At 56.7% G+C, this 22717-nt stretch carries 21 protein-coding genes; 11 read left to right on the top strand and 10 right to left on the bottom strand.

Annotated elements, in window-relative coordinates; translation table 11 throughout:
• Position 1: 1 nt before the first annotated feature.
• The 3 genes from A4E33_RS03425 to A4E33_RS03415 form a co-directional block, all read right to left on the bottom strand.
• Complete coding sequence (locus tag A4E33_RS03425; RefSeq protein WP_292346278.1) at positions 2 to 631, bottom strand: undecaprenyl diphosphate synthase family protein; 630 nt, start codon at positions 629 to 631, stop codon at positions 2 to 4.
• A gap of 320 nt (positions 632 to 951) precedes the next feature.
• Positions 952 to 2934, bottom strand: coding sequence for a ferrous iron transport protein B (feoB, locus tag A4E33_RS03420; protein ID WP_292346277.1), 1983 nt, complete (start codon positions 2932 to 2934; stop codon positions 952 to 954).
• Positions 2931 to 3647, bottom strand: a complete 717-nt coding sequence (locus tag A4E33_RS03415) for a metal-dependent transcriptional regulator (protein WP_292346276.1) — start codon at positions 3645 to 3647, stop codon at positions 2931 to 2933. Before A4E33_RS03415 ends, feoB begins: the two co-directional genes overlap by 4 nt.
• A 649-nt stretch (positions 3648 to 4296) precedes the next feature.
• On the opposite strand from A4E33_RS03415, the gene A4E33_RS03410 reads away from it, so the two are divergent.
• The 5 genes from A4E33_RS03410 (at position 4297) to A4E33_RS03390 (ending at position 8204) form a co-directional block, all read left to right on the top strand.
• Positions 4297 to 5004 carry a hypothetical protein gene (locus A4E33_RS03410; protein WP_292346275.1) on the top strand — a complete coding sequence of 236 codons (708 nt, stop codon included), beginning with the start codon at positions 4297 to 4299 and terminating at the stop codon, positions 5002 to 5004.
• Between the two features lie 196 nt (positions 5005 to 5200).
• The gene (dph5, locus tag A4E33_RS03405; RefSeq protein ID WP_292346274.1) at positions 5201 to 5950 is read left to right on the top strand and encodes a diphthine synthase; all 750 of its coding nucleotides are present in this window, start codon (positions 5201 to 5203) and stop codon (positions 5948 to 5950) included.
• A complete protein-coding gene (locus A4E33_RS03400; RefSeq protein WP_292346273.1) occupies positions 5947 to 6522 on the top strand; it encodes a DUF357 domain-containing protein in 576 nt (191 codons plus the stop codon). Before dph5 ends, A4E33_RS03400 begins: the two co-directional genes overlap by 4 nt.
• Positions 6523 to 6675: 153 nt before the next feature.
• Positions 6676 to 7695, top strand: a complete 1020-nt coding sequence (locus tag A4E33_RS03395; RefSeq protein ID WP_292346272.1) for a flippase-like domain-containing protein — start codon at positions 6676 to 6678, stop codon at positions 7693 to 7695.
• A 56-nt stretch (positions 7696 to 7751) separates the two neighbouring features.
• Entirely contained in the window at positions 7752 to 8204 is a 453-nt protein-coding gene (locus tag A4E33_RS03390; RefSeq protein WP_292346271.1) for a bifunctional nuclease family protein, read from the top strand.
• 23 nt (positions 8205 to 8227) lie between these two features.
• On the opposite strand, the gene hisE is transcribed toward A4E33_RS03390, so the two are convergent.
• From hisE to A4E33_RS03375, 3 genes are all read right to left on the bottom strand, one after another.
• On the bottom strand, positions 8228 to 8530 hold the full coding sequence (gene hisE / locus A4E33_RS03385) for a phosphoribosyl-ATP diphosphatase (protein ID WP_292346270.1): 303 nt from the start codon (positions 8528 to 8530) through the stop codon (positions 8228 to 8230).
• Positions 8527 to 8970: a NusA-like transcription termination signal-binding factor gene (locus A4E33_RS03380; protein ID WP_292346269.1), complete on the bottom strand. Its 444-nt coding sequence runs from the start codon at positions 8968 to 8970 to the stop codon at positions 8527 to 8529. Before A4E33_RS03380 ends, hisE begins: the two co-directional genes overlap by 4 nt.
• 161 nt (positions 8971 to 9131) lie before the next feature.
• Positions 9132 to 9854, bottom strand: coding sequence for an SIMPL domain-containing protein (locus tag A4E33_RS03375; protein WP_292346268.1), 723 nt, complete (start codon positions 9852 to 9854; stop codon positions 9132 to 9134).
• Positions 9855 to 10582: 728 nt separating this feature from the next.
• Here A4E33_RS03375 and A4E33_RS03370 point away from each other — a divergent pair.
• The 3 genes from A4E33_RS03370 to A4E33_RS03360 are packed head-to-tail and all read left to right on the top strand — an operon-like array spanning position 10583 to position 13498.
• Complete coding sequence (locus tag A4E33_RS03370) at positions 10583 to 11833, top strand: 3-isopropylmalate dehydratase large subunit (RefSeq protein ID WP_292346267.1); 1251 nt, start codon at positions 10583 to 10585, stop codon at positions 11831 to 11833.
• A gap of 37 nt (positions 11834 to 11870) precedes the next feature.
• Positions 11871 to 12389, top strand: coding sequence for a 3-isopropylmalate dehydratase small subunit (locus tag A4E33_RS03365; RefSeq protein ID WP_292346293.1), 519 nt, complete (start codon positions 11871 to 11873; stop codon positions 12387 to 12389).
• Positions 12377 to 13498, top strand: coding sequence for an isocitrate/isopropylmalate dehydrogenase family protein (locus tag A4E33_RS03360; RefSeq protein ID WP_292346266.1), 1122 nt, complete (start codon positions 12377 to 12379; stop codon positions 13496 to 13498). The genes A4E33_RS03365 and A4E33_RS03360 overlap by 13 nt, the downstream gene beginning before the upstream one ends.
• A 233-nt stretch (positions 13499 to 13731) precedes the next feature.
• Here the strand turns inward: A4E33_RS03360 and A4E33_RS03355 are convergent, their stop codons facing one another.
• Complete coding sequence (locus A4E33_RS03355) at positions 13732 to 14613, bottom strand: PAS domain-containing protein (RefSeq protein ID WP_292346265.1); 882 nt, start codon at positions 14611 to 14613, stop codon at positions 13732 to 13734.
• Positions 14614 to 14811: 198 nt separating this feature from the next.
• On the opposite strand from A4E33_RS03355, the gene A4E33_RS03350 reads away from it, so the two are divergent.
• Positions 14812 to 16338 carry an AMP-binding protein gene (locus A4E33_RS03350; RefSeq protein WP_292346264.1) on the top strand — a complete coding sequence of 509 codons (1527 nt, stop codon included), beginning with the start codon at positions 14812 to 14814 and terminating at the stop codon, positions 16336 to 16338.
• Between the two features lie 33 nt (positions 16339 to 16371).
• On the opposite strand, the gene A4E33_RS03345 is transcribed toward A4E33_RS03350, so the two are convergent.
• From A4E33_RS03345 to A4E33_RS03335, 3 genes are read right to left on the bottom strand one after another with little or no spacing between them, the layout of a single operon-like run.
• Positions 16372 to 17160, bottom strand: a complete 789-nt coding sequence (locus A4E33_RS03345; RefSeq protein WP_292346263.1) for an ABC transporter permease — start codon at positions 17158 to 17160, stop codon at positions 16372 to 16374.
• Positions 17144 to 17932, bottom strand: coding sequence for an ABC transporter ATP-binding protein (locus A4E33_RS03340; RefSeq protein ID WP_292346262.1), 789 nt, complete (start codon positions 17930 to 17932; stop codon positions 17144 to 17146). The genes A4E33_RS03345 and A4E33_RS03340 overlap by 17 nt, the downstream gene beginning before the upstream one ends.
• Positions 17929 to 18936 (bottom strand): ABC transporter substrate-binding protein, encoded by a 1008-nt coding sequence (locus tag A4E33_RS03335; protein ID WP_292346261.1) that lies wholly within the window; start codon positions 18934 to 18936, stop codon positions 17929 to 17931. The genes A4E33_RS03340 and A4E33_RS03335 overlap by 4 nt, the downstream gene beginning before the upstream one ends.
• A gap of 270 nt (positions 18937 to 19206) precedes the next feature.
• Between A4E33_RS03335 and A4E33_RS03330 the strand changes: the two genes are divergently transcribed.
• Together A4E33_RS03330 and A4E33_RS03325 are read left to right on the top strand one after the other, a co-directional pair.
• Positions 19207 to 21900, top strand: coding sequence for an AMP-binding protein (locus A4E33_RS03330; RefSeq protein ID WP_292346260.1), 2694 nt, complete (start codon positions 19207 to 19209; stop codon positions 21898 to 21900).
• On the top strand, positions 21884 to 22669 hold the full coding sequence (locus A4E33_RS03325; RefSeq protein WP_292346259.1) for a 4'-phosphopantetheinyl transferase superfamily protein: 786 nt from the start codon (positions 21884 to 21886) through the stop codon (positions 22667 to 22669). Before A4E33_RS03330 ends, A4E33_RS03325 begins: the two co-directional genes overlap by 17 nt.
• The last annotated feature ends 48 nt before the right edge of the window (positions 22670 to 22717 follow it).

Below are 22717 nucleotides of genomic sequence, written 5' to 3'. Positions count from 1 at the left end.
CTCATTTCCCGAACCGGCGGATGCGGGACTGGTAGTCCCGGAGGATCCGGAGGAAGTCGACGGAGCGGAAGAACTTCCAGTTCACGTCGGAGAAGAAGAGCTCGGAATAGACCGACTGCCAGATGAGGAAATCGGTCAGGTGATCGCCGCCGCTCTTGATCACGATATCCGGCGTATAGCGGAACGTGAGATAGGAATCAAGAAGCTGTTCGTCCACGTTCTCCGGCGGGACGTGATCGCGTGCCATGCGCCGGATGCATTCGGTGATCTCCTCCCTCCCGCTCTTGCCGATGGCAACCACGACGTCCATGCCGGTCCCCGTCACCTCCTTGCGATCTCCGTAATGGAGGCTGAGCCGGGCTATGGTCCCAATTCTCCGGATTGCCGGCAAAAAACGTTCAGGATCGCAGGGTTCCGGCGTTGCGATATGGAACGTGAGGCCGCGGATCCCCGCGGATCCCGGAGGGGTGCGCTTTGCCACGGATGACGAGATCTCATTGCACCATGATGTCACGCGGTACAGGTGATCCGGCGCATCCGCCATGTCCTTTGCACCGATCATGAAACAGACCTGTCCCGGCAGAACGGTAATCTGCCGTTTGAGCAGGCGGGCATACAGCCAGTACAACATCTCTTCCAAAAGTATGGTGTTTGAAGTTAAAGAGCGTTAAGGATGCCGCGCTGTGGAGAAAACCTCCTGAGATATCGCTTAAACGTATAATACAGCCTCGGGCGCCCGGGGTCTGCCGACCCCCGTCCCGTGGAACACTACCTTTTCCGGACATCTTAAAAAAACGAATATGGGGGTCAAGGGGGCCTGCCCCCGTGGGCTGCCTCCCCCTCCGGGGGAGAGAGGGGGTCACCTTCGTAAATTCCTCTGAGTGTTTGTTTAAGGATTTCTACAGAGCCGTATGCCGGGAACGTGATCGCTGCCGTGCGGTTCCGGAATCATCACAGGAACAGACCAAGGAGCCGGATCGCCGCTGCCCCGAAGGCGATGGCAAGGGCGGTCTCAAGGAGGGTGATCCCAAGAGCCCGGCGCCAGCCGAACTCGCGGGCAAGCGCCAGGATCGTGGAGATGCAGGGAACATAGAACATAGTCACGAGGGCAAAGACGATCAGCTGGGCAGGGGTCATGATGGTTGAGAAGACCGTGGTCCCGAAGATAGCAGCAAGCGCCAGGATGGTCATCTCCTTGCGGACAATGCCGAAAATGAATACGACGCCCGTCATCAGCGGCAGGCCGAGGAGGGCCACGGTTATTGGCGAGAGAAGGGCATTGACCGGGCCGAGGTATCCCAGGGCATATGCGGCCGTGATCACGATGCTCCCGAGGATATAGGACGGCATCACGATGCCAAGCAGGGATTTTGTCCTCTTCCATGTCTGCCCGATCACGCCGGGAATGCGGGGGAAATGGTAATCGGGCATCTCCATGATCATCCCCACGGACTCGCCGGGAAGTGCACGGAACGCGATCCTGCCGAGAACCACGAGAACGATGAAATCGAAGAGGTAGAGCGCCAGCGCCCACCAGATATTCACGAAGGCAGCAACGATTCCGAGGATGACGATAGTCCGCGCCGAGCAGGGAACGAGGGTGACAAGAAATGCTGCGAGGAACTTCTGCTTGGGGGACTCGATGATCCGGCACGAGAGGCATGCCGGCACGGTGCAGCCGAACCCCAGCACGAGCGGGATGATCGCCTTGCCGTGGAGCCCCATCTTATGCATGCCCCGGTCCAGCATCAGCGAGAACCGGGTCAGGAACCCGGAGTCCTCGATCAGCGCAAGGAAGAGATAGAAGGGAATGACGTACGGGATGATGAGCGTCAGGGCGGCGACAAGACCGGTCCAGGCACCGTTCAGGACGATATCCGCCAACGACCCGGTGATGAGGGGTTCTACAGGGGCGATGAGAGAGAGCCAGAAGAGAAGGATTCCGGAGATCCATGCGCCGATAACGAAGGTCCAGACCAGGAGGCCGCCGATGGTCATGATGAGCAGGAGATACCCGAGCACCGGGTGGAGTGCCAGCCGGTCGATCCGTTCCGTGAGGCCGGCCTCATGATCGCGGGGCGTATGGATCTCCATCACGTCACGGACAATCCTCTCTGCAGCATGGTAGCGCTCGCCGCTCAGTACTGTGCCTGCCGGTTCCCCGTGGATCGTCTCCAGTTCCCGGGCACACTCCCGCGCCAGATCCACAGCGCCGGGCGCCTGTTTTCTCACAACCCAGAGAGTATCCGGGTCGCCTTCCAGCAGCTTGATGGCAGTCCATCGCGGGGGGTACCCGCCTGCCCCGTCCGGAATCTGCTGCAGAATCCTCGCGATACAGTCTTCCACCTCCTTTCCGTACAGGATCGTGTGAGGCTCCGGGCGGTCCTGAACCGCCCTGATGATCGCATCCGAGAGTCCGGCAATTCCCTTGCCCTGGACCGCAATTGTCGGGATGACCGGAACGCCCAGCAGATTCGATAATCTGCCGGTATCGATGGTGATCCCTTTTTTCCGGGCAAGATCCATCTGGTTGAGCGCCAGGATCATCGGGCTTCCCAGCTCCGCGAGCTGGAGCGTAAAAAAGAGGTTCCGCTCAAGTGCCGATGCATCCACGATATTCACGACAACATCGGGATGATCGTGGGCGATGAACTCGAGGGAGACCTGCTCCTCGGTCGAGAGAGCTGTGATGGAGTAGATGCCAGGGAGGTCGATCACCCGGATCCGCTGTCCCTGGTATTCAAGGATGCCTTCCGCCCGCTCGACCGTTTTTCCCGGCCAGTTGCCGATCTCCTGGTCAACGCCCGTCAGCTGGTTGAAGGTTGCGCTCTTGCCGACATTGGCATTGCCGGCAAGGGCGACAACATATTCGCGCCGGTCGCCCGGGGCGCGGGTTCCCGGGCGGTTGTTCATGCCGTCTCCCGCACCGATCATGAAGCCTTCTCCCGGCATACCGAGACAAAAATGTGGTCTGCGATAGCGCGGTCGATAGCAAGCCGTGTCTTCCGCACGCCGATCTCGATCGGGCCTGAAAGCGGGGCTTTCCTGATCAGCTGGATCTCAGCCCGGAGGGTAAGACCGAGATCCGCGAGGCGCTGGACAACGCTGCTGTCGCCCCGGATAAACGCGATGGTTGCCTTCTGGCCGGGCTGGATGGACGTAACCGGGACCAGGGGTTCGTCCCGGGGGGTGGTGGAGGGGGGTGCGTTCTCCTCAAGGCAGGCAGAACAGCTCTCAACGTCCCGGTTGCATGCCCCGATCAGGCTCCCGTGCGGACACCGGGACGGTGCGTTGAGCATCTTGCAGAGGGCGCATTCCGTTTCGTCGGACAGGGTATGCTCCATTTTGCAGGCCTCGTCGTGGACGTTCTTTGTGCTGATATGGAGCACGTCGGTGAGAAAAACCTCGAGAAGGCGGTGGCGGCGCTTGACCTTCCGTGCCATCTCGCGTCCCTGGCCGGTCAGCGTTGCACCCTTGTACGGCTGATACTCGATAAAACCCTTGTCGGCGAGTGCCTGGAGTGCCCCGGTCACGCTTGCAGGCGCAACTTTCATGCACTTTGCAATCGCCGAGGTTTTTGCCACCCCTTCCTTCTCCTCGATATCCAGGATGCTCTCGAGGTACTCTTCCAGCTGCTCCGATGCCATTCCATTATTTTTAGGTCTACCTAAATTAAGAATATTTCGGAAGCCCTAAATTTTTCCAGTCCGCGCCGGTACGAAGAAACCGGCAGAACAGGATGTTCGGGACCTCACGGATCGCGGATCCGATCCGCACGTGCGGCAGATGATGATGCTGACCCGGTGGAAAATAAATCCGACCCCCTCCGGATACTCCGCTCTTTCAACAGGCAGCAGTGTATCAACCTTACGTCAGAAAAACAGGCCCGGGTTCTATGTTCTTTGGCACTCCATGGGATTTTCCTGAGGGGGGTCGAATTTATTTTTCTCATTATTCCATGGAAGGTACTGGCCCTGCACCCGGCAGGGAACTGAACGTTCGTCGGAATTTTCCGGCAGGTTCCGGCTCCTGTTTTTACACAATCGAAAAAAAATAAATCCGACCCCCCCCATGCACCTGACAATCCGGTCACTTTTTTCACATACGCTTCTGCCGGTTCCTGGTACCGGAATGATCCCCCTGCCGGGTTTACGGGCTGGCAGGGGCGCTGCATGGCCGGGCCGGCCGGACGCGCCGGGATTCTGGCCCACCATTCTGCCCACCATTCTCTGCCGTATATCCGGCCGTGGCAATAGGAGCAATTATAAACATTCTCATGAAATGATCAAACGATCAATGTACTCTTATAAAACAGGAATCTCCCAGATTGATGACGTCACCGGAGGATTTGAGGCCGGGACCAATATCCTTATTCTTGCGCCCCCGATGAGTTTTGCAGATGTCCTTGCCTATGCCCTGATCAGGCCCCTTGATGGGGAATATGCCATCATCCTCTCCACCAACGAACGGGCTGCCGAGGTTGTCGATGCGTTCCGGCTCACCGGTGCGGACAAGCGGTTTATCGGAGTCATCGACGCCATCACCAAGAGTTCCACTCCCTCCATTGCGGATACCCAGCGCCTCGTATTTGTCTCAAGCCCCACAGACCTGACCGGCATCGGCATCAAGTTCTCCAACATGATCGAGACCATATTCGAAGGCGAGTTCTCGGAGGGGGAGGCAGGCCTTTTCCCCCCGCCGATCCGGTTCTGCGTCAACTCCATCTCAACGCTCCTGATGTACCGTCGTCTCGAGGTCCTGTACCAGTTCCTCCACGTGCTCACGGCCAAACTCAAGAAGATCGAGGGTGTGGGAATCTACCTGCTGAACAGTGAATCATTTGACGACAAGACGCTCTCGATGATCAAGCAGCTGATGAACTGCGTCATCGAAGTCAAGATCGAGAATAACATAAGTTACCTCCGGATTCTGGGCATCCGCGGTGTCACGAGCGAGTGGCTGAAATTTTCGGTTGCCAAAGGCCGGGTGACCATCATCCCATGATATCGTCGGGAATCACGCTCATCGATGCTATACCGGGCGGGAGAATTCCTCAAAAAAGTCCGGTGGGATACAGCATGGAACCGGAAGCCGGCGGCCGGCTGTTCATTGTGCCGGCACATCACGAAGTTCACCTGCTGACGGGTGGAAGAATGTTTACGAACCGGCTGACTGTTCCCTCATTCCAGAGAGCGTCATCATGCTGACATTTGTCGGGCTCGGCCTTTTTGACAAAACAGATGTCTCGGTAAAAGGCCTTGCCTGTATCAGGCAGGCTGACCATGTCTTCCTCGAGAGTTACACGTCCTGCCTGATGGGATCGTCGGCAGACGATCTTGCTGCATATTACAACAAGCCGGTCCACCGCCTTTTCCGGGAGGATGTCGAGCAGCACCCGGACCACCTCCTTGACCTCGCACAGGAGGACCAGGTCGTCTTCCTCTGTGCAGGTGACCCGATGGTCTCGACAACCCACGCAGATCTTCGGATCCGGGCAGCCGAACGCGGGATCAGGACTGCTATCATCCACGCCGCTTCCATCGCGAGCGCGGTCTGCGGTCTCTCCGGCCTCCAGAATTACCGCTTCGGCAAGTCCTGCTCCCTGCCCTTCCCGCAGAAGAACTGGTTCCCCACGACACCTTTCGACGTTATCACCGCAAACCTCGCATCCCGCCTCCACACCATCGTGTACCTTGACATCCGGACGGACCGGTTCATGACGATTCCCGAGGCCGTCGGGCTTCTGGAGCACATGGCTCACGATCGGCAGGCAGAGATCCCGCTCTACGTCGGCATCGCACGTGCAGGCTCGGATGATGTCATGGTCCGGGCCGGATCTGCAGAAAAGATACGCTCGCAGGATTTCGGCCCGCCGCTGCATATCCTCGTAATTCCCGCTGAGCTGCACGATATGGAACGGCGGTACCTGGAGATGTTTGCCGGCTTATGAAAACCGGGAATTGCCTGGATCTCCTCGCCACGCTGGCTGACACGGCATCCGTGATGGCGCCGGAGGGTACCCCCCTTCACCGGAGTGCCGATGCGGTCCTTGTCATGGCCCGGGCATACGAACGTGACGGGAGGACATTCCTTGTGTCGGGCGATCCCGTCAACGCCCTCGCCTGCGCATGGTACGGTTCCGGCTGGCTCCACTTCGGCATCTCGTACGGCCTGCTGGAGACGGGCATCCCGGCCGGCTGCCCGTTCCTGTCTCCCTGCGAGATCATTCCCCCGCAGTGTACCGGTAAGCTTGATGAAAAGACCCGCCGCTATCAGAGACTCCTTGATACGGCGCAGGCATCGGTGAAAACTGCCGGGGAGCCCGCAACAATCCATTCCAGGTTTGCAGATCAGGTACTCTTCATAACCTCGCTGTACGCTCTCCAGGGAGGGAGATATCTCATGGCCGGAAAATCCGAAGACGCCCTTGCCTGCTTCAGTTACGGGCACGGGTGGCTGGATGCAGGGGTCACGGCCGGCCTGTTCACGATCTCGGATCATCACGATCTCTTCACGGTCTGACAATACCAATGACTGGCACAGGTTTTTTGGTCGCAGGCGGGCAGGATTATCCCGTTGCATTCTGTGGGATCAGGAGTAAAAGCGTTTATACTTTGCATTATAATTTCTAGAAATACCTGACACAACCAGGGTTTTTTCAGGGGGTCAACCGGCATGGATTCATCGCAGCGGAAATGGTTGTTCATCTCGGTCGGGTTTTCACTGCTCGTCCTTGTCATCATCCTGTTCCTCACCATCAATGAAAAAACCATCACATATCTCCGGGAGATAAACCCGCTGTTTCTCATCCTCGCGTTCCTGACCCATATCCTGACGATGTGTTTCTGGGCATGGCGGGTCCAGAAGATGACACTGTCCCTCGGGTACCGGATCGGGTTCTTCTACAGCCTCAACCTTGTCTTTGCCAACCTTCTCGCGGCAGCAATCACGCCGGCACAGGCCGGGGGAGAGCCCGTCCGCATCCATGAGCTCTACAAAGCGAATGTCCCGCTCGGCGACGCGACCGCCATCGTCATCATGGAGAGGGTTCTTGACGGGATTGCCCTTGCAGTTCTTGCAGCCTTTTCCATGATCTTCCTCACCAGCCAGTGGAAGAGCCTGAGCATGATCTCGGAGATCATGGTCTATATTACCGGCATTTTTGTAGCAGGATGCCTCTTTTTATTCTATCTCGCTGTGCAGCGTCCCGATATGGTAAAAAAAGTTGTTTCCTGGTGCACGCAGTTTTTCACCAGGACCTGGGAGAGCAAACGTGTCGAAGCACTCCTTGCCCGGGCCGACAAGGAGATCGATAACTTTCAGAGCGCAACCATCCGCTTTGTCCATACCGCCAAGGGAGGGCTGATCTGGGGATTTCTGTTCACCCTCCTCTACTGGGTATCCGAGATCGTAACCGCCTCCCTCATCCTCGTCGGGCTCGGGCAGCCGCCCCTTGTCCTCGAGTCGTTTGTCATCCAGCTCATCCTCGCCATCCTGATGATGATGCCGCTGACTCCGGGCAGTTCCGGTATTGCCGAGGTCGGTGCCACGTCCATGTACGCCCTCTTCATCCCGGCCTCGATCGTCGGCGTCTTTGTGGTTCTCTGGCGGGTCGTGCTGTATTACTTCAACATCGCGCTGGGTATCATGTCCAGCCTCATCATCGTGCGCCGGGAAGCAAGGAAATGCCAGTAAAATTCCGGCCCCGACCTTAACCATTATCTGGGAGAAGGGCAATCACTGTGCACGGTATGACACAGGTACGGTGCGAAGTCCAGGGCGTGTTCGTCGCCTTCAACGATGCCTCAACCGTACCGCTGGTCATCCTTAATGACGGAGATGGCCGCATCCTTCCTATTTTTATCGGCATCTGGGAGGCGGTATCCATCAACAGCGCCAGGATAAAGGAGGTGCTTCCCCGTCCTTTCACGCACGACCTCTTCCTGGACCTGTGCGCCAAATTCAACATCAGCATGCGGTCCCTGCAGATCGACAGCATCGACAACGGCGTCTATTATGCCCAGCTGGTCCTTGTTTCGGATCAGCACGAGGAATACCTCGACTGCCGGCCCAGCGACGGGATTGCCCTTGCCCTCAGGGCGGATATCCCGATATTCGTTGACGAGAATGTATTTGCGGCTGCCGGGCAGAAGAACACCGATCTCCCGAATATCATGGATCTTGCTACATTTCTGCAGAAATAAGCGGGGAAATGAAGAGAGAAGAATCAGGTGCGCCGCCGTTCCAGTTCAGCGATGACGTCGTCAAAGTCGACATCCGCAGCCCGGAGCGCAACGAGAATGTGGAAGAGGAGATCGGAGGTCTCCTCGACCGTCCGTTCCGGGACGCCGTTTTTTACGGCAATGATGAACTCTGTCGACTCCTCGCCCACCTTTTCGAGCACCTTGTCGATACCTTTCTTGTCGGTCAGGAGCCGGCTCGTATAGGAGTCCGGCGTCGGGTTCTCTGCCCGGCTGCAGATGACCTCCCAGATCTCTGCGAGTATCTTCGGATCCACCTTCTTCTTCATGCGGTCTCCCGGGGGAGGAGCACTTCCCCGATCTCGAATCCGCAGAACCGCCGGCAGAGGATCCGTGCTTTCTCGATATTACATCCCGCTTTCCCGATTGCGATGCCGAGATCACTGCGCTGGCGCACGAACACGTTCACCGGCGCGTCGTCTGCCCCGCGTTCGATGCCGGTCACTTCCGCCGGCTTGAAGATATTCACAACGAACTCTTCGGGCTTTTCCGCGTGTTCGACCATCTCGATCCTCTTGCCGAGCACGTTCTGGAGCCGCCGGATATTCTCGCCTTTTTTACCGATCGCAAGCCCCATGTCACCCTGCCGGATGACATAGATGACCCGGTCGAAACGGTCATCGATGACGCAGTCGAGCGCGGTTGCTTTTGTCAGGATCCTCAACTCCTCAATGTACCTTCGTTCCTTGAACCCGATATTCCGCTCCATGATAAAATCAATCCTATTGTATCCGCTGTTTTTGGGATATTCGAAATTTGTATTCGCGCAGATAGTGTGCCCGGATGCATGGACAATATGCAGGTGGTTTTTATCAAATGATCACGCTGCTATTTTAAAAAAGTTGTGAAACTGACCGGGACGTCAGCCGGTCAGATCAGGTAGGTGATGGTCACCGACGCCGAGACAGTGATGTCTCCCGACTGGATAGGCGTCTCCGCTACAGCCCGCGGCGCTGCATTATCGAGAGCATAGTTCTGGAAGTAGACCGGGGAATAGCTGCTGCCGGTCTCCGCACGCTGGACACCCCGGATGACAGTCCCCATGGCAGCGGAGATGGTGTCAGCATCGGATTTTGCCCGGGCAACCGCTTCTTTGAGGGCCTCGGTCCGCACCTGCTGTGACTTTTCATCGGAGAGCATGAACTGGATAGAGTCTGCCTGGTTGATGCCGCTTGCCACGGCAGTATCGATGACCTCTCCGGTCTTGTTGATGTCATGGAGCGTAACGGTCAGCCGGTTGGTGACCTGGTACGTCTTGATCTTCGGTTTTAAGAGTCCGACGGAGTCCTCATAGATCGGGTAGATGTTGTAGCCGGTTGTCTTGAGCGCATCCCTGGGTATTCCCGATGCAAGGAGTACATCACGCACCTTTGACATCTTCACGGCATTCTCCGTCTGGGCCAGTTTGACGTCCTGGTTTTCCGTCTGGACTGCAAACGTGACCTGTGCCCGGTCGGGAGTTGTAATAACATTGCCGGTACCGGTGGTCTGTATAACATGCTCGTTTGTCGTTTCAGAGGCTGCAGATGCACAGCCGACGAGAGCAAGGGCAACGATGAGGCCCAGCGTAAGGATTCGGATAGTTCCTTTCATGGTATTTCGCATAATCTTCTTCGGAATCTGGATTAAAGGTTGCTTTAGGTGCGAATCCAGTCGCAGTTATGCCGAGAGTTCCTCTGAGCAGTCACGAAGGGCGCTTCTTTAAAAAAACCGCCGTCTTGTGACATACTGCTTGTAGAAATGCACATGATGCTTCAAAGGGAGTCAGACTTGCTGATAGGGTTTCTCCTGAAAATCGCGCTTAAAAAAATAGATGATGGGGGCTGATGCCCCCATACCCCCTTTTTGATTACTGCCGCCGCCCCGAAGGGCGCCCCGCGGCGGCTTTCAATAACTGGTTTCCCGGAACCTGCTCTGGTCCCGTCATTGCTTGAAGAACCAGAAAGGTTCTTCTCGCGTTGAATCCCTTTGGGATTCGACAACCCGGAGAGGCCATGAGGCAGGGAGCCCTCGCAAATATCCGGAGAGTATCTGGTTTTTTATACATCGGGTGTGAACTCCCGTCCATTCCAAGGGGGTTCCACTGCTGTCGCTCGCGCACCCCGTTGCAATGACGCCGCATTACCTGTACACAAATCGGGAAGGTTGATAACCGGTAATGCTGCGGAATCCTAAGCGCCTCCGCCCCCAACGGGGGAAGGGCTGGTGCAACGGGGGCGATCATTTCTGCATAAAGCGATCCGTCGCGAATGTCACGCAATCAAGGTGCACCACTGTAAAGATAGATTATCCCGTACGCCCAATACTACAGACGAACGAGCATGACAGCAACTATCGTAGAGAAGATATTCTCGAAAAAATGCGGCAGCGACGTGAAGGCAGGCGACGTGGTCATGGCCCCGATTGACGGGGCGATGATCCACGATATCACCGGCCCGCTTGCCATCCAGAAGTTCTACGAGATGGGCGGCAGGAAGGTCTTTGACCCGAAGCGTGTCATCATGCTCTTCGACCACCAGATACCGGCTGATTCCATTGAGGCGGCAAGCAACCACGTCTACATGAGGAAGTTCGCCGCCGAGCAGGATATCTTCAACTACGACATCAACGAAGGTGTCTGCCACCAGGTGACGATCGAGAAGGGCAGGGCCGCGCCGGGCGAGATCGTTGTCGGAGCTGATTCCCACACCTGCATGTACGGGGCGGCCGGGGCCTTTGCAACCGGCATCGGATCGACCGATATGGGATTTGTGCTGAAATTCGGTGCACTCTACTTCAGGGTGCCCGAGACCATCCGTGCCGAGGTATCGGGGAAGTTTTCGGACCGCGTCGGGGCAAAGGACCTGATCCTCGCGATCGCCCACGATATCGGTGCCGATGGGGCGACCTACAAGGCCATCGAGTTCACGGGAAAGACCGTGCGCAGGATGGGCATGGCGGGACGGATGACATTGTGCAACATGGCTATCGAAATGGGGGGCAAGGCCGGCATCGTTGCCCCCGATAAAGTGACATGGGAGTACATGAAGGGCCGGCGGAATATGAAACCGTTCACGCTGGACAGCGACGACGGTGCACAGTTTGCAGAGAGACGATCATACAATGTTTCCGATCTTGAACCGCAGGTCGCAGTCCCGCACAACGTCGATACCGGTGTCCCGGTCAGCAAAGTCGCCGGGACGCATGTCGACCAGGTATTCATCGGCTCGTGCACCAACGGGCGCTTTGAGGACCTTGCGGAAGCTGCTGAGGTGCTGGGAAAGAAGAAGTTCAGCCCGAAATGCCGCGTGATCATCATCCCGGCCTCCCGCGACGAGTACCTCAAGACCCTGAAAGCGGGGCTCATTGAGCGGTTCGTGAGGGCAGGCGCACTTGTCGAAGCACCGTGCTGCGGGCCGTGCATGGGCGGGGCCTTCGGGCTGATCGCTCCCGGCGAAGTGTCGCTTGCAACATCGAACCGGAACTTCAAGGGCCGGCAGGGTAGCACGGAGGGCAAGGTCTACCTCTGCTCCCCGGCAACGGCTGCTGCGAGCGCGATGAGAGGCGAGATTACCGACCCGAGGGAGGTGTGACATGGCAGCAAAAAAGACGGTCCCGGTAAAAAGGGTCATGCTCCCGGAAACGCAGGTTTTGAAGAATGCACGGGTCTGGAAGTTCGGCGACGATATCGATACCGATGCCATCATCCCCGGCAGGTTCCTCACCATCAACAACCCGGACGAGCTGGCAAAGCACGCGTTCGAAGGGACCAGGGACGAATTTGCAAAGAAGGTGAAGGAAGGAGATGTCATCGTCGGGGGGCGCAACTTCGGCTGCGGCTCCTCGCGCGAACACGCCCCGCTCGCCCTGATGGGAGCCGGCGTGAAGGTTGTCATTGCCCGCTCGTTTGCCAGGATTTTCTTCCGGAATTCGATCAACGTCGGCGTGCTTCCGGTGGTATGCCCCGATGCAGACAGGATATCCGACGGTGCGAAGATCGCCCTGCATATCAAAAAGGGGTACCTTGAGGCGGACGGGAAGAGATATACCATCGAGCCGGTACCGGAGTTCATGCAGGGCATCATCGATGCCGGCGGACTCGTGGAGTACGCAAAATCGTTACAGGAGGTGCCGGCATGTACACGGTAGCCGCAATCGGCGGGGACGGGATCGGGCCGGAGATCGTGGCCGAGGGGAAAAAGGTACTCGAGGCTGCCGGGGAGAAGTACAACTTCGATATCCGTTGGACTGATTTCGATATCGGTGCCGACCGCTACCTTTCCTCCGGGGAACTTCTCACAGAAGAGGACTTAAAGGAACTGAAGAAGTTCAGGGCGATTTATTTCGGGGCCATCGGAGACGAGCGTGTGAAACCCGGGATCCTGGAGAAAGGCATCCTCCTCGCTCTGCGATTTCATTTCGACCTGTACATCAACCTCCGCCCCATCCGCCTTCTCGAAGGTGTCGAGACCCCGCTGGCCAATAAGGGGCCAAAGGATATCGACTTCATCGTTGTCCGCGAGAACACGGAGGACTTCTACGTCGGAATCGGATCCCGGTTCAAAAAACACCAGACGATTGAACTCGATGTCGTCCGCGATATCTACAATGTGAAGTTCGGCCTGGATGTACAGAGCGATGCCGATGAACTGGCATACCAGATCGGGGTTATCACCCGCGAGGGGGCCCAAAGGGTCCAGACGTATGCGTTCGACCTCGCGATGCAGCGGAGGAAGAAGCTGACGTCGGTGGACAAGGCCAACGTTCTCTCCGACGTGTACGGCCTCTGGCGGGATGTATTCACAGAGACTGCGAAGAAATATCCTGATGTAACGACCGAGTTCAACTTCGTTGACGCGGTCACCATGTGGTTTGTCAAGAACCCCGAATGGTTCGATGTCGTGGTCACCCCCAACATGTTCGGGGACATTATCACCGATCTTGGCGCCATGATCCAGGGCGGGCTCGGCCTTGCCCCGGGCGGCAACATCAACCCGAAGGGTACGTCCATGTTCGAGCCCATCCACGGCTCCGCCCCGAAATACAAGGGCATGGGCGTTGCCAATCCCATCGCAACGATATGGGCGGGCTCGCTCCTGCTCGATCACCTTGGCGAACGCGAAGCTGCTGCCGCTGTTGTCAGGGCCATCGAGAAGAGCATCAAAGACGGTGTCGTGACAAAGGATCTTGGCGGCAAGGGAGTCAGTACCTCCAAAGCCGGGTCGTATATCGCCGAATGCGTGAAGAAGGGCACGTGATCCTTCTTCGTACGAGAATCAGGATACTGTCCGTGAATTCTCTGGTGCAGCGGATACTGCCAGGAGGGGAGAGCGTTCCGTCCGCATCCATGCAAAAACAGGTCGCGGTATTGGTGTGCGAACGGGAACAGTCCACCCGGTTTCTTCGGGAACGAAAGAACTCACAGGGCACACGTGTCTCTCAGGCAGCACCTGTCATTCAAAGCGGACGGGAAGATGAACCGGTGTAACGATCAGACCGATTCCTCTTCCGCCCCCTCATCGCGGGCGAAGATGGAGCGGATAGCCTTCAGGGGCGAACGGGCCGACACCCGGGGTTCCTTCGGACGCACTCCCTTGAACAGGATCTCGGCTTCGGCAGCTCCTTCGTCGACATGCATCTTCTCGGTGATATCGACCATAGAGCCTGCAATGGCAACGGTCTTCCCGTTCTTCACCACCGGGATCTCGTTCACTTCGACCCAGATCCGTTCCCCGTCTCCCCTTTCCATCTCGAGCCGGTACGGGGGTTCCCTCTTCCCGCACGATACTGCCCGGAGCGTCCGTTCGAGGCCGGCGGCGTTGACCGGGTTATCGGTCAGGTAATCGGTCCATGCTCTTTTCTTTGAGCCCCGGCTGCACCTGAGTAGGGCACGGATACGCGGACTGACATAGAGGAGACGGTGATCGGGTGTGTGGGTGTAGTACATCTGGCTCCCGCTTTCAAGAAGGAGCATCAGCTCCTCGTCCCGCTTTCTCATCGCCTTCTGGTCATTCTTGACCGGCGTCATGTCACGGCCGGTCGCGACAAGGGCAACGGGGGCCTTGTTCCCGTCGAGGATGGATCGTATTGACCAGCTGATGCACCGCATCCCTTTCGGGGTCTGGAGCCACTGTTCCACGATGCAGGTATACGGGGGGCGGAAGAGCTTGGTCATCTGGGTCGCGATAACATCGGAATACTTTTCTCCCGATACGGGCATGAAGACACTGCCTGCAAGATCTTCCCGGGTCTTCCCGAGCAGCTCGCTGTATGCGGAGTTGGTAAAAAGGAGCCGGCCTTCCAGACTGATCTTGACAATGAGATCCTGCTGCTGTTCCACAAGATCCCGGTAGGTTTCATCCGAAGTATCCATGGTTACGGCCTCGTCTTCCTTAGCGGATCACATCCGCGGTTCCGCATAAAAGGGGAGGGAATTTCTCCACACTCAGTCATCTGCTCTGGAACTATTAATGTTGTACGATTATCGTATGGCGGTATGGTACGGTACAAGGCCAGAGATCCAGGCATTCAATATCTTCAAGAGCCGTGAAAGTCAATTATTCATCGCACGATGAGATCTGTATCTGATATCCTTTGCCTTGAAGACCTTTTCTTCCATAACAGCAATCAGGATCCATCCGGCACGGCAATAGAGTCCCCGGGATACACTCCTCTCACCTACCGGGAACTCCAGGACCAGATCCGGTATGTTGTGAAATCGCTCGCCGGACAGGGGCTGTCCCGGAAGGACCGGATCGCTATCGTTACTTCGGGCGGCCCGGAAACCGGTGTACTGATTATATCAGTCATGACCGGTTTCACCGGAGCTACCCTGAATCCCCAGTTCAGGGCCGGGGAATACCGGCAGTATTTCCGGAAGTTCCGGATCAATGCGGTCATTATCCGGCGCGGGGATGCAACACCGGCCCGTGAGGCAGCGGAACAGGAAGGAATTCCTGTTATCGAGATGATACCGGAAGGCGTCAGGGCAGGGAGATTTTCCCTGGTTCCCGCTGCACCTTCGGATAAGCCGGCAGTTTTTGCTGGTCCCGATGATATCGCCATCCTCATCCAGACCTCCGGAACCACTGCTGCGCCGAAAATCGTGCCCCTGCAGCACCGGCTCATCTGCACGGTAGCCAGAAGGGTCTGTGCAACATTCCGGTTCTCTCAAACCGACCGCTGTCTTCATATTGCACCGTATTACCATACGATGGGGATTTTCGGTAATTTCATCGCACCCCTCTGTGCCGGCGGCACCGTTATCTGCACGCGGGACTTTATTGCTCCTGATATTGTCATGTACCTCAGACAATACCGTCCGACATTCTATTCTGCCGGGCCGGCAGTACACCAGGCTATTCTCCGGGAGCTGAAGAAATGCCCTCCCGGCGATCTGAAGCCGAACTCGCTCCGGTTCATCAGGTCCGCGTCAGCCGCCCTTCCCGACAGGATCCGCGACGAGCTCGAGACGATCCTCGGGGTACCGCTGATAGAAACATACGGCATGTCCGAAGTCGGCGGTGCAATCACCACCAATCTCCCTCCCGCAAAGAGGGGATCTGTCGGCAAACCGGTCGTGCCTCACCTGGCAATCATGGATGAGAACGGGATAATCCTGCCGCAGGATACCGAGGGAGAGATTGTCGTGAAAGGGGAGGTTGTCTTCCAGGGGTACGATGATGCAGCGGATGAGAATGCTTCCGTGTTCACCAATGGCTGGTTCAGGACCGGCGATATCGGATACCTCGACGCCGAGGGATACCTCTACCTGACCGGGCGGAAAAAGGAATTGATCAACAAGGGCGGGGAGAAGATCGCTCCTGTTGAAGTGGACGATGTTCTGTCGTCACATCCTCTGGTGAAAGAGGCCATGTGTTTCAAGATCCCGGACCCGGCACTAGGCGAGGATATCGCAGCGCTGGTTGTCAGGAACAGCCCGGATCTGACAGAACTGGAACTCCGGGCATATCTTCTCGACCGTATCGCGCCGTTCAAGGTTCCCCGGAAGATCCATTTTGTGGACGCGGTCCCGCGGAATCCGACAGGAAAACCCTTGCGCAGGGCCGGTACAGAAAAATATTCTGCAGACGGCTGATCATGCCGGATGGAAGAGCCGGCACCCGTATGATCATTCCTGATCAGGGAATACCTGGTGCCCGAACCAGGGCGTTATCCGCTCTTCGGCTTTTTTCAGGACAACCGTAAAGAGGAGGCCCAGGAGGGCGCACAGGAAAATACCGACGTACAGTTTTTCGATCTCAAACGTCTCCCAGGAGTTCCAGATCATCGCGCCAATCCCGTAATTTGCCGAGACAAACTCAACGCCGACAACAACGATCAGTGATGTGCCAAGGGCGAGCCGGATACCGGTAAAGATCAGGGGAAGGCTTGCCGGCAGGATGATCCGTGTCAGCAGCTGCCACTGTGATGCACCGTAGTTCTCTGCAACCTCGAAGTATACCCTGCTGATGTTCCTGACACCGGCCATGGAATTGATCAGGACCAGGAAGAAACACCCGATCGCAACCGCAGCTATCCTGGAGGTTTCGCCGATGCCGAAGATAATCATCAGGAGCGGGAAGATCGCCAGCTTGGGGATCGGGTACAATGCAGCAACAACAGGATCAAGAAGCAGCCGGGTTCTTTCCGACGCACCCATAAAGAGGCCGAGGAGAATCCCGGGAATCGTTCCCAGAAGGAACCCTGCAAATACGCGGAAAAGGGTAACAGACAGGTTTTCCTGCATTTCGCCGTCAAGGAGCATGGATATGCCGGATGCGATGATGCGGGAGGGAACCGGAAAGAAGAGGGGATTCAGGAATCCCATACGCCCGCAAATCTCCCAGAGTACCAGTATGCCGGTTAATGACAGCAGCGGAAGAACAGTATACCGGGCCCGGTCAGTTCCCTGCACCATGATTGTCTCCTCCGATCGATCTCCCCACTTCGGCCCGCAGGATATTCCAGATTCGTATCCTTATATCGATAAATTCCCGTGTGCTCTCGATCCGGAGATCGCGGGGGCGTTGAAAGTCAATATCAATGATTTCCTGAATCTTCCCGGGACTGCCGGACATTACCATCACGCGATCCCCGAGCAGGATTGCTTCATCGATATCATGCGTGACAAAGATGACGGTTTTCCTGTGCTCGCTCCAGATATTCAGAAGCTCGTCCTGCAGGATAAGCCGCGTCTGGGCATCGAGCGAACCGAACGGCTCATCCATCAGAAGGATTGCCGGGTTGTTCACGAATGCCCGTGCTATAGCAATCCTCTGCCGCATCCCCACGGACAACTCGTGAGGGTTTCTCGTCGCATAGCTGGCCAGCCCGACCTTTTTGAGAAATTCCATTGACTGCGCATAGCGTTCTTTCCGGGGAACGTGCCTCATTTCAAGGCCGAATGCCACATTGTCGATGACATTCATCCAGGGAAAGACGCCGTGTTCCTGGAAGACCATGGAATTCAGGGGTGTTCCCGGGTTATCGCCCGTATACGTGACAGTTCCCTCCGTCGGAGGAAGAAGGCCGGCGATTATCTTCAGGAGCGTGGATTTGCCGCAACCGCTGGGACCGATGACGGAGAGGAATTCACCCTCGCCGGTTTCAAAACTGATAGTATCAAGCGCCCGTGATGCGGTTGTTCCCTCACCATAGAGTTTGCAAATATTCCGGCATTCCAGTTTCATTGTTTTCCCGGGGTTCTTTCGGTATTATTGAGAACACCGTTCGCGTACTCTGCGAAACTCATATCGAAGAGCTGGTCGTCGTCCAGGTTCAGGGTGATTTTCTTATGGTCGTACATCCAGTCCATATAATCCCGGACCGGGCCCCGGGGCACGTACCCGTCTTCCCGTATAGGGAACCAGCATGTCCGGTTCAGAAGGTCACGGTCCAGACCCGTGTAATTGCTGATAATCCGCAGGTTCCGTTCCGTCTTCCCTTCGTTATACTGCCGCACCCCTTTGAGGTACGCGACCATGAACCTCCTGCCGAGTTCCGGATCCTTGTCGAGGATCGCCGGGCCATAAAAGAGGATAAACGGGTAGTCAGGAATGAAATCCTCGGCAGGCGCAAGGACGACTGCAGTGCCGTTGTTCACTGCCTCTGTGAGGTAGGGCTCGGTAACCAGGCCCGCATCGATCGCCCCGTTCGCGAATGCGGGGATGACCATCGGGAATGCCATGTCGATGGTGTCGACATCGTCCGCCGACAGGTTCCCGAGTGCCAGTGCATGGTAGAGATCGTAATCCGAGTCCCGCTCCGCAACCTTCCGACCCTTGAGATCCGAGACGTTCCTGACGGCTCCCGAATCGGACAGGTCTTTGCGTACCATCAGGGCATATGCGGTGCAGGGTCCACGGGCCACCCTTCCCTTATCGGCAACGATCCTGACATGCTCGCCTTTCGTGATCGCATTCACCAGGCCGATCTTCATGGGTCCCGCGTACACTCCGATATCACCGTTCAGTACGAGGGGAAGTGCTGCTGCAGAACTCTGCACTTTCACGAACTCAACGCTGATCCCCTGTTCGGCAAAGAATCCTTCCTCATTCGCGATATGGAGAGGTGCATAATCGCTCGTCGGCAGGTATGCAACCCTGACCGTTTTCATGGCAGGGGGAGGGCTCGTACAGCCGCAGGAAAGGATGCTAAAAACGAGTATCAGGATCAGGACTGATGCGGGCTTCATGGCAATTGCACTTCCAGAGATTTCAACGGAATCTTATATATAAACGGTGGTTTTCATTCAGTGCAGGGGTGTAGGCATTCTGGTCCGATACAACCGGAACGGGTTCGGTTGTATTATCATAAAGGGGTTCCTTTCCACGGTAAAATCCCGTGCCAGGTTCTCCGGAACCTGTACATCACGGTCCTGCATTCAGAACCGGACCGGTTTCCGCAGTCCCCGGTGTCCGGAACCAGAAAGCGCACATTGAATAATTTCCATCGACAATCCTGTATGGAAACCGCCGTGAAAGACGAATCGCAGCTCTGCGTCAGGGGAATGATCATCAGCGGGAGCCAGGACCCTGACGCGCCCGCGATCGAATCGCCGGGTCTTGAACCGCTCACCTACCGGGACCTTCGTGAGCAGATAGCCTGTGTCGTCCGATCCCTGAACGAACAGGGCTTCCGGCCTAACGACCGGATCGCGGTTGTCATGCCAAACGGCCCGGAGACCGCGGTTGCAATCCTGGCGGTCATGGCCGGGTTCACCGTCGTTCCCCTGAACCATCAGATGAAAGAAACGGATTTTTCCGATTTCTATTCGTTCCTGGGGATCAGGGCGGTCGTGGTCCGGGACCGTGATACGCCGGCTGCTGTTGCGGCAGGAATGCAGAAGATCCCTGTTTTTACGGTCCGGTGTTCCGGAAAAACAGCCGGAACGTTCACCCTCACGCCGGGATCCAGTACCACAGGGACATCTCCCCGGTATGCGGAACCTTCGGATCTCGCGGCTATCAAGCTGACGGCGGGTACGACGGGAAGGCCAAAAGCGATCCCGCTGACGCAGGCACGCTTCTTCAGGGGCGTCGGGATCCTGAACGAAAAAGCCGGCATCACCAGCCGGGACAGGAACCTCCACTTCCTCCCGCTCGACACGGGATTTGGCTTCGAGACTGCCCTGGGTGGAACGCTTCTCACGGGAGGAACCCTTGTCTGTCTCCGGGAGTTCGTCCCGTCTGATTTCATCCAGGCCCTGAGCGCCTGGAAGCCCACCTATTTCTGGGGAGGGCCGGCGCATCACCACGCGATTGTCCAGGAACTGAAAAAAGATCCCCGCCCCTGGCCCGGAAACCACACACTCCGGCTGATAATCTCCGGATCGGCAGCCATGAATCCCGCAGTCCATCAGGAACTCGAAGAAAGGCTTGGAGTCCGGGTTATCGATATTTACGTGATGTCGGAAGCGTATATTGCGATGAATGTGCCGTATAAACGGGGATCCGTGGGAATCCCCTTTATTTCGGAACTCGAGATCCGTGATGACGAAAACCATCCTCTCCGGCAAGGCGAAGTGGGCGAGATCGTTGTCCGGGGAGACCTTGCCATCAGCGGGTACCTGGATTCCCCGGAAGAGAATGCGGCTGCGTTTGCCGGAGGGTGGCTCAGGACCGGGGATACCGGGTATCTGGACGATGAAGGATACCTCTTCCTGACCGGCCGTAAAAAAGAGATCATCAACAAGGGAGGGAGGAAGATCAGCCCCGTGGAGATCGATGCAGTCATGATCTCACATCCTGCGGTCGCGGATGCCATGGCATTCCGCATCGCTGATCCGGTGCTGGGCGATGACATTGCCGCGGCAGTTGTGAAAAAAGATGGCGCACTTGTTGCTGAAGAAGACCTGATCCGTTTCTGTGTTGACAGGCTCGTTCCGTTCAAGGTGCCCCGCCGTATCTTTTTCACCGGTTCAATCCCGAAGAACACGCTTGGCAAGCCATTGCGGGAAAAGGGAACAGAGATCATGCAATCGGTGATCGGGACATCCGGAAGACCGGCAGCCAACAGCACAGACAACAGTACAGGCCTGACTCCTGTCGAAAAGAGGCTACAGAAGATCTGGGAAGAGATCCTTGACCTTCCGGCGATTTCTCCTGACGATGATTTTTTCCGGTGCGGAGGGAATTCGCTGACTGCCATAGAACTGCTCATCAGGATCCAGCGCGAATATCATACAAACTTCCCGCCGGATACCGTCTACCGCTACCCGACGATACGGCAACTGGCATCCCTGATCGCGGAAAAGGAGAGAAAAGCACCGGTATACCATCCGCTGGTTGTCCCTATCCGCGAAGGGGGGAGCCTGCGCCCCCTATTCTGCATCCATGCACTGGGCGGGTGGGTAGACCATTATACCATGCTCGCACCTTTTATCGATCCGGCCCGGCCGGTTTTTGGGATACGCGCAAGGGGCCTGGAACCTGAAGAAACAACTCCCCTGACCGTGGAAGAGACTGCAGGAGAACTGGTGGAAGCGCTCAGGAGCGTGAGAAGGAACGGGCCGTACCTTATTGCGGGATTTTCCAACGGGGGTATTCTTGCCTTTGAACTCGCATGCCAGCTGACAGAACGGGGGGAGAGCGTAGATTTCCTCGGTATTATTGACCAGTCCGCTCCTGCAACGGAAGTCCGGTATCTGAAAACACTTGCTGCAAGGCTGTTCCCCGGCAGGATACTGGGGAAGATACCGGCTTTTTTTGAGTCCCGGCTCAAGGCAAATCCGGACAGCGGATTGTACTACCTCGTATCAAAAACCGCACAGACCGTTTTTAACAAGGTACTTTCCCGGCCGGGAACCAAATCCCTTCCCCCTGAGGTTTCCGATGCCCAGTTTTCCGCGAACTTTGATGAGAACCTTTTAAAACCTTATCCGGAAGCCAGCCATGCCCATATGAAAACACAGCTGAAAGCTTCGCAGACATACCTGCCCCGGAAATATTCTGGTGATGTATTTCTGTTCTCTACCGGGCCGGATCCCGTCCTCTTTCCCAGGGACGAGACCCGCGGCTGGGGTTCCTGTACACTTAGAAACGTAACAGTTGTCGCGGTCCCGGGGAACCACAGCACCCTGTTCGATGAGCCCAACCTCGGAATACTGGGGATGCGGTTCAATGAGAGCCTGAGCAAGGCTGATGACCATGGCGAATGAACAGGACATCATGCTGGTTATCCGCACGATAGCCACACGATACCCGTTCCCGGACACGGTATCCGCAAAAACCTCCATTCCTGAAGGCCGGGAGATCCATGAATGGACCGTTCTTTACCGGGATCTTTACGATGACTATGAAACCCTTTCAACAATCATCAGCCACGATGAACGGCAGATCGCTTCGCAATTCAAAAAAACAACCGATGCCCGGGATTATTCACTCCGTCACGGGTATCTCCGGCTCGTGCTCGGCCGCTATCTCCATATCGACCCGGCTCTTGTGCCGCTCGTGACCGGTGAGAACGGAAAGCCTGGAATCCGTTTGCCTGAGGACACCCCCCCGCTGTCCTTCAGCTTCTCCCACTCGCGGGAGATGGTTGCCCTGGCAGTTGCAGCACGGCCGGGTGTCGGGATCGATATCGTGCAGCCGGATGAGCGGTACCCGGTTCAGGAAATGATGGATTATCTCTGGAGCCCGGAAGAACGCACGGAGATGCGGAAGATCCCCGAAGAGAGGCAGCGCGAGATGTTTTTCAAGGTGTGGGCGCTGAAAGAGGCGCTCCTCAAGGCATGGGGCGGCACTGCCATGATGATGAGGGAGACAGACATTTCCGAAATCATCGGTTTTTTTGCAGAGGGACATCAGGATCCGGTCCGCTGCCGGATCTCAGGACATTGTTTTTTCGTCTCCGTGTCCCCGGCAGGAAACGGGCATTACTGCGCTATTGCTGCGTGCGAGAGGCACAATAATATGGGTCGGGTTTAATTCCCGGCCGCTATGATATTTTTTAGTTTCCGGCTGACTGCCGGGATC

Origin of the sequence: Methanoregula sp. PtaB.Bin085, assembly GCF_002067035.1 — an archaeon.
In the GTDB taxonomy this organism is placed as follows: Archaea; Halobacteriota; Methanomicrobia; order Methanomicrobiales; family Methanospirillaceae; genus Methanoregula.
This window is presented reverse-complemented; position numbering and strand designations above follow the sequence as displayed.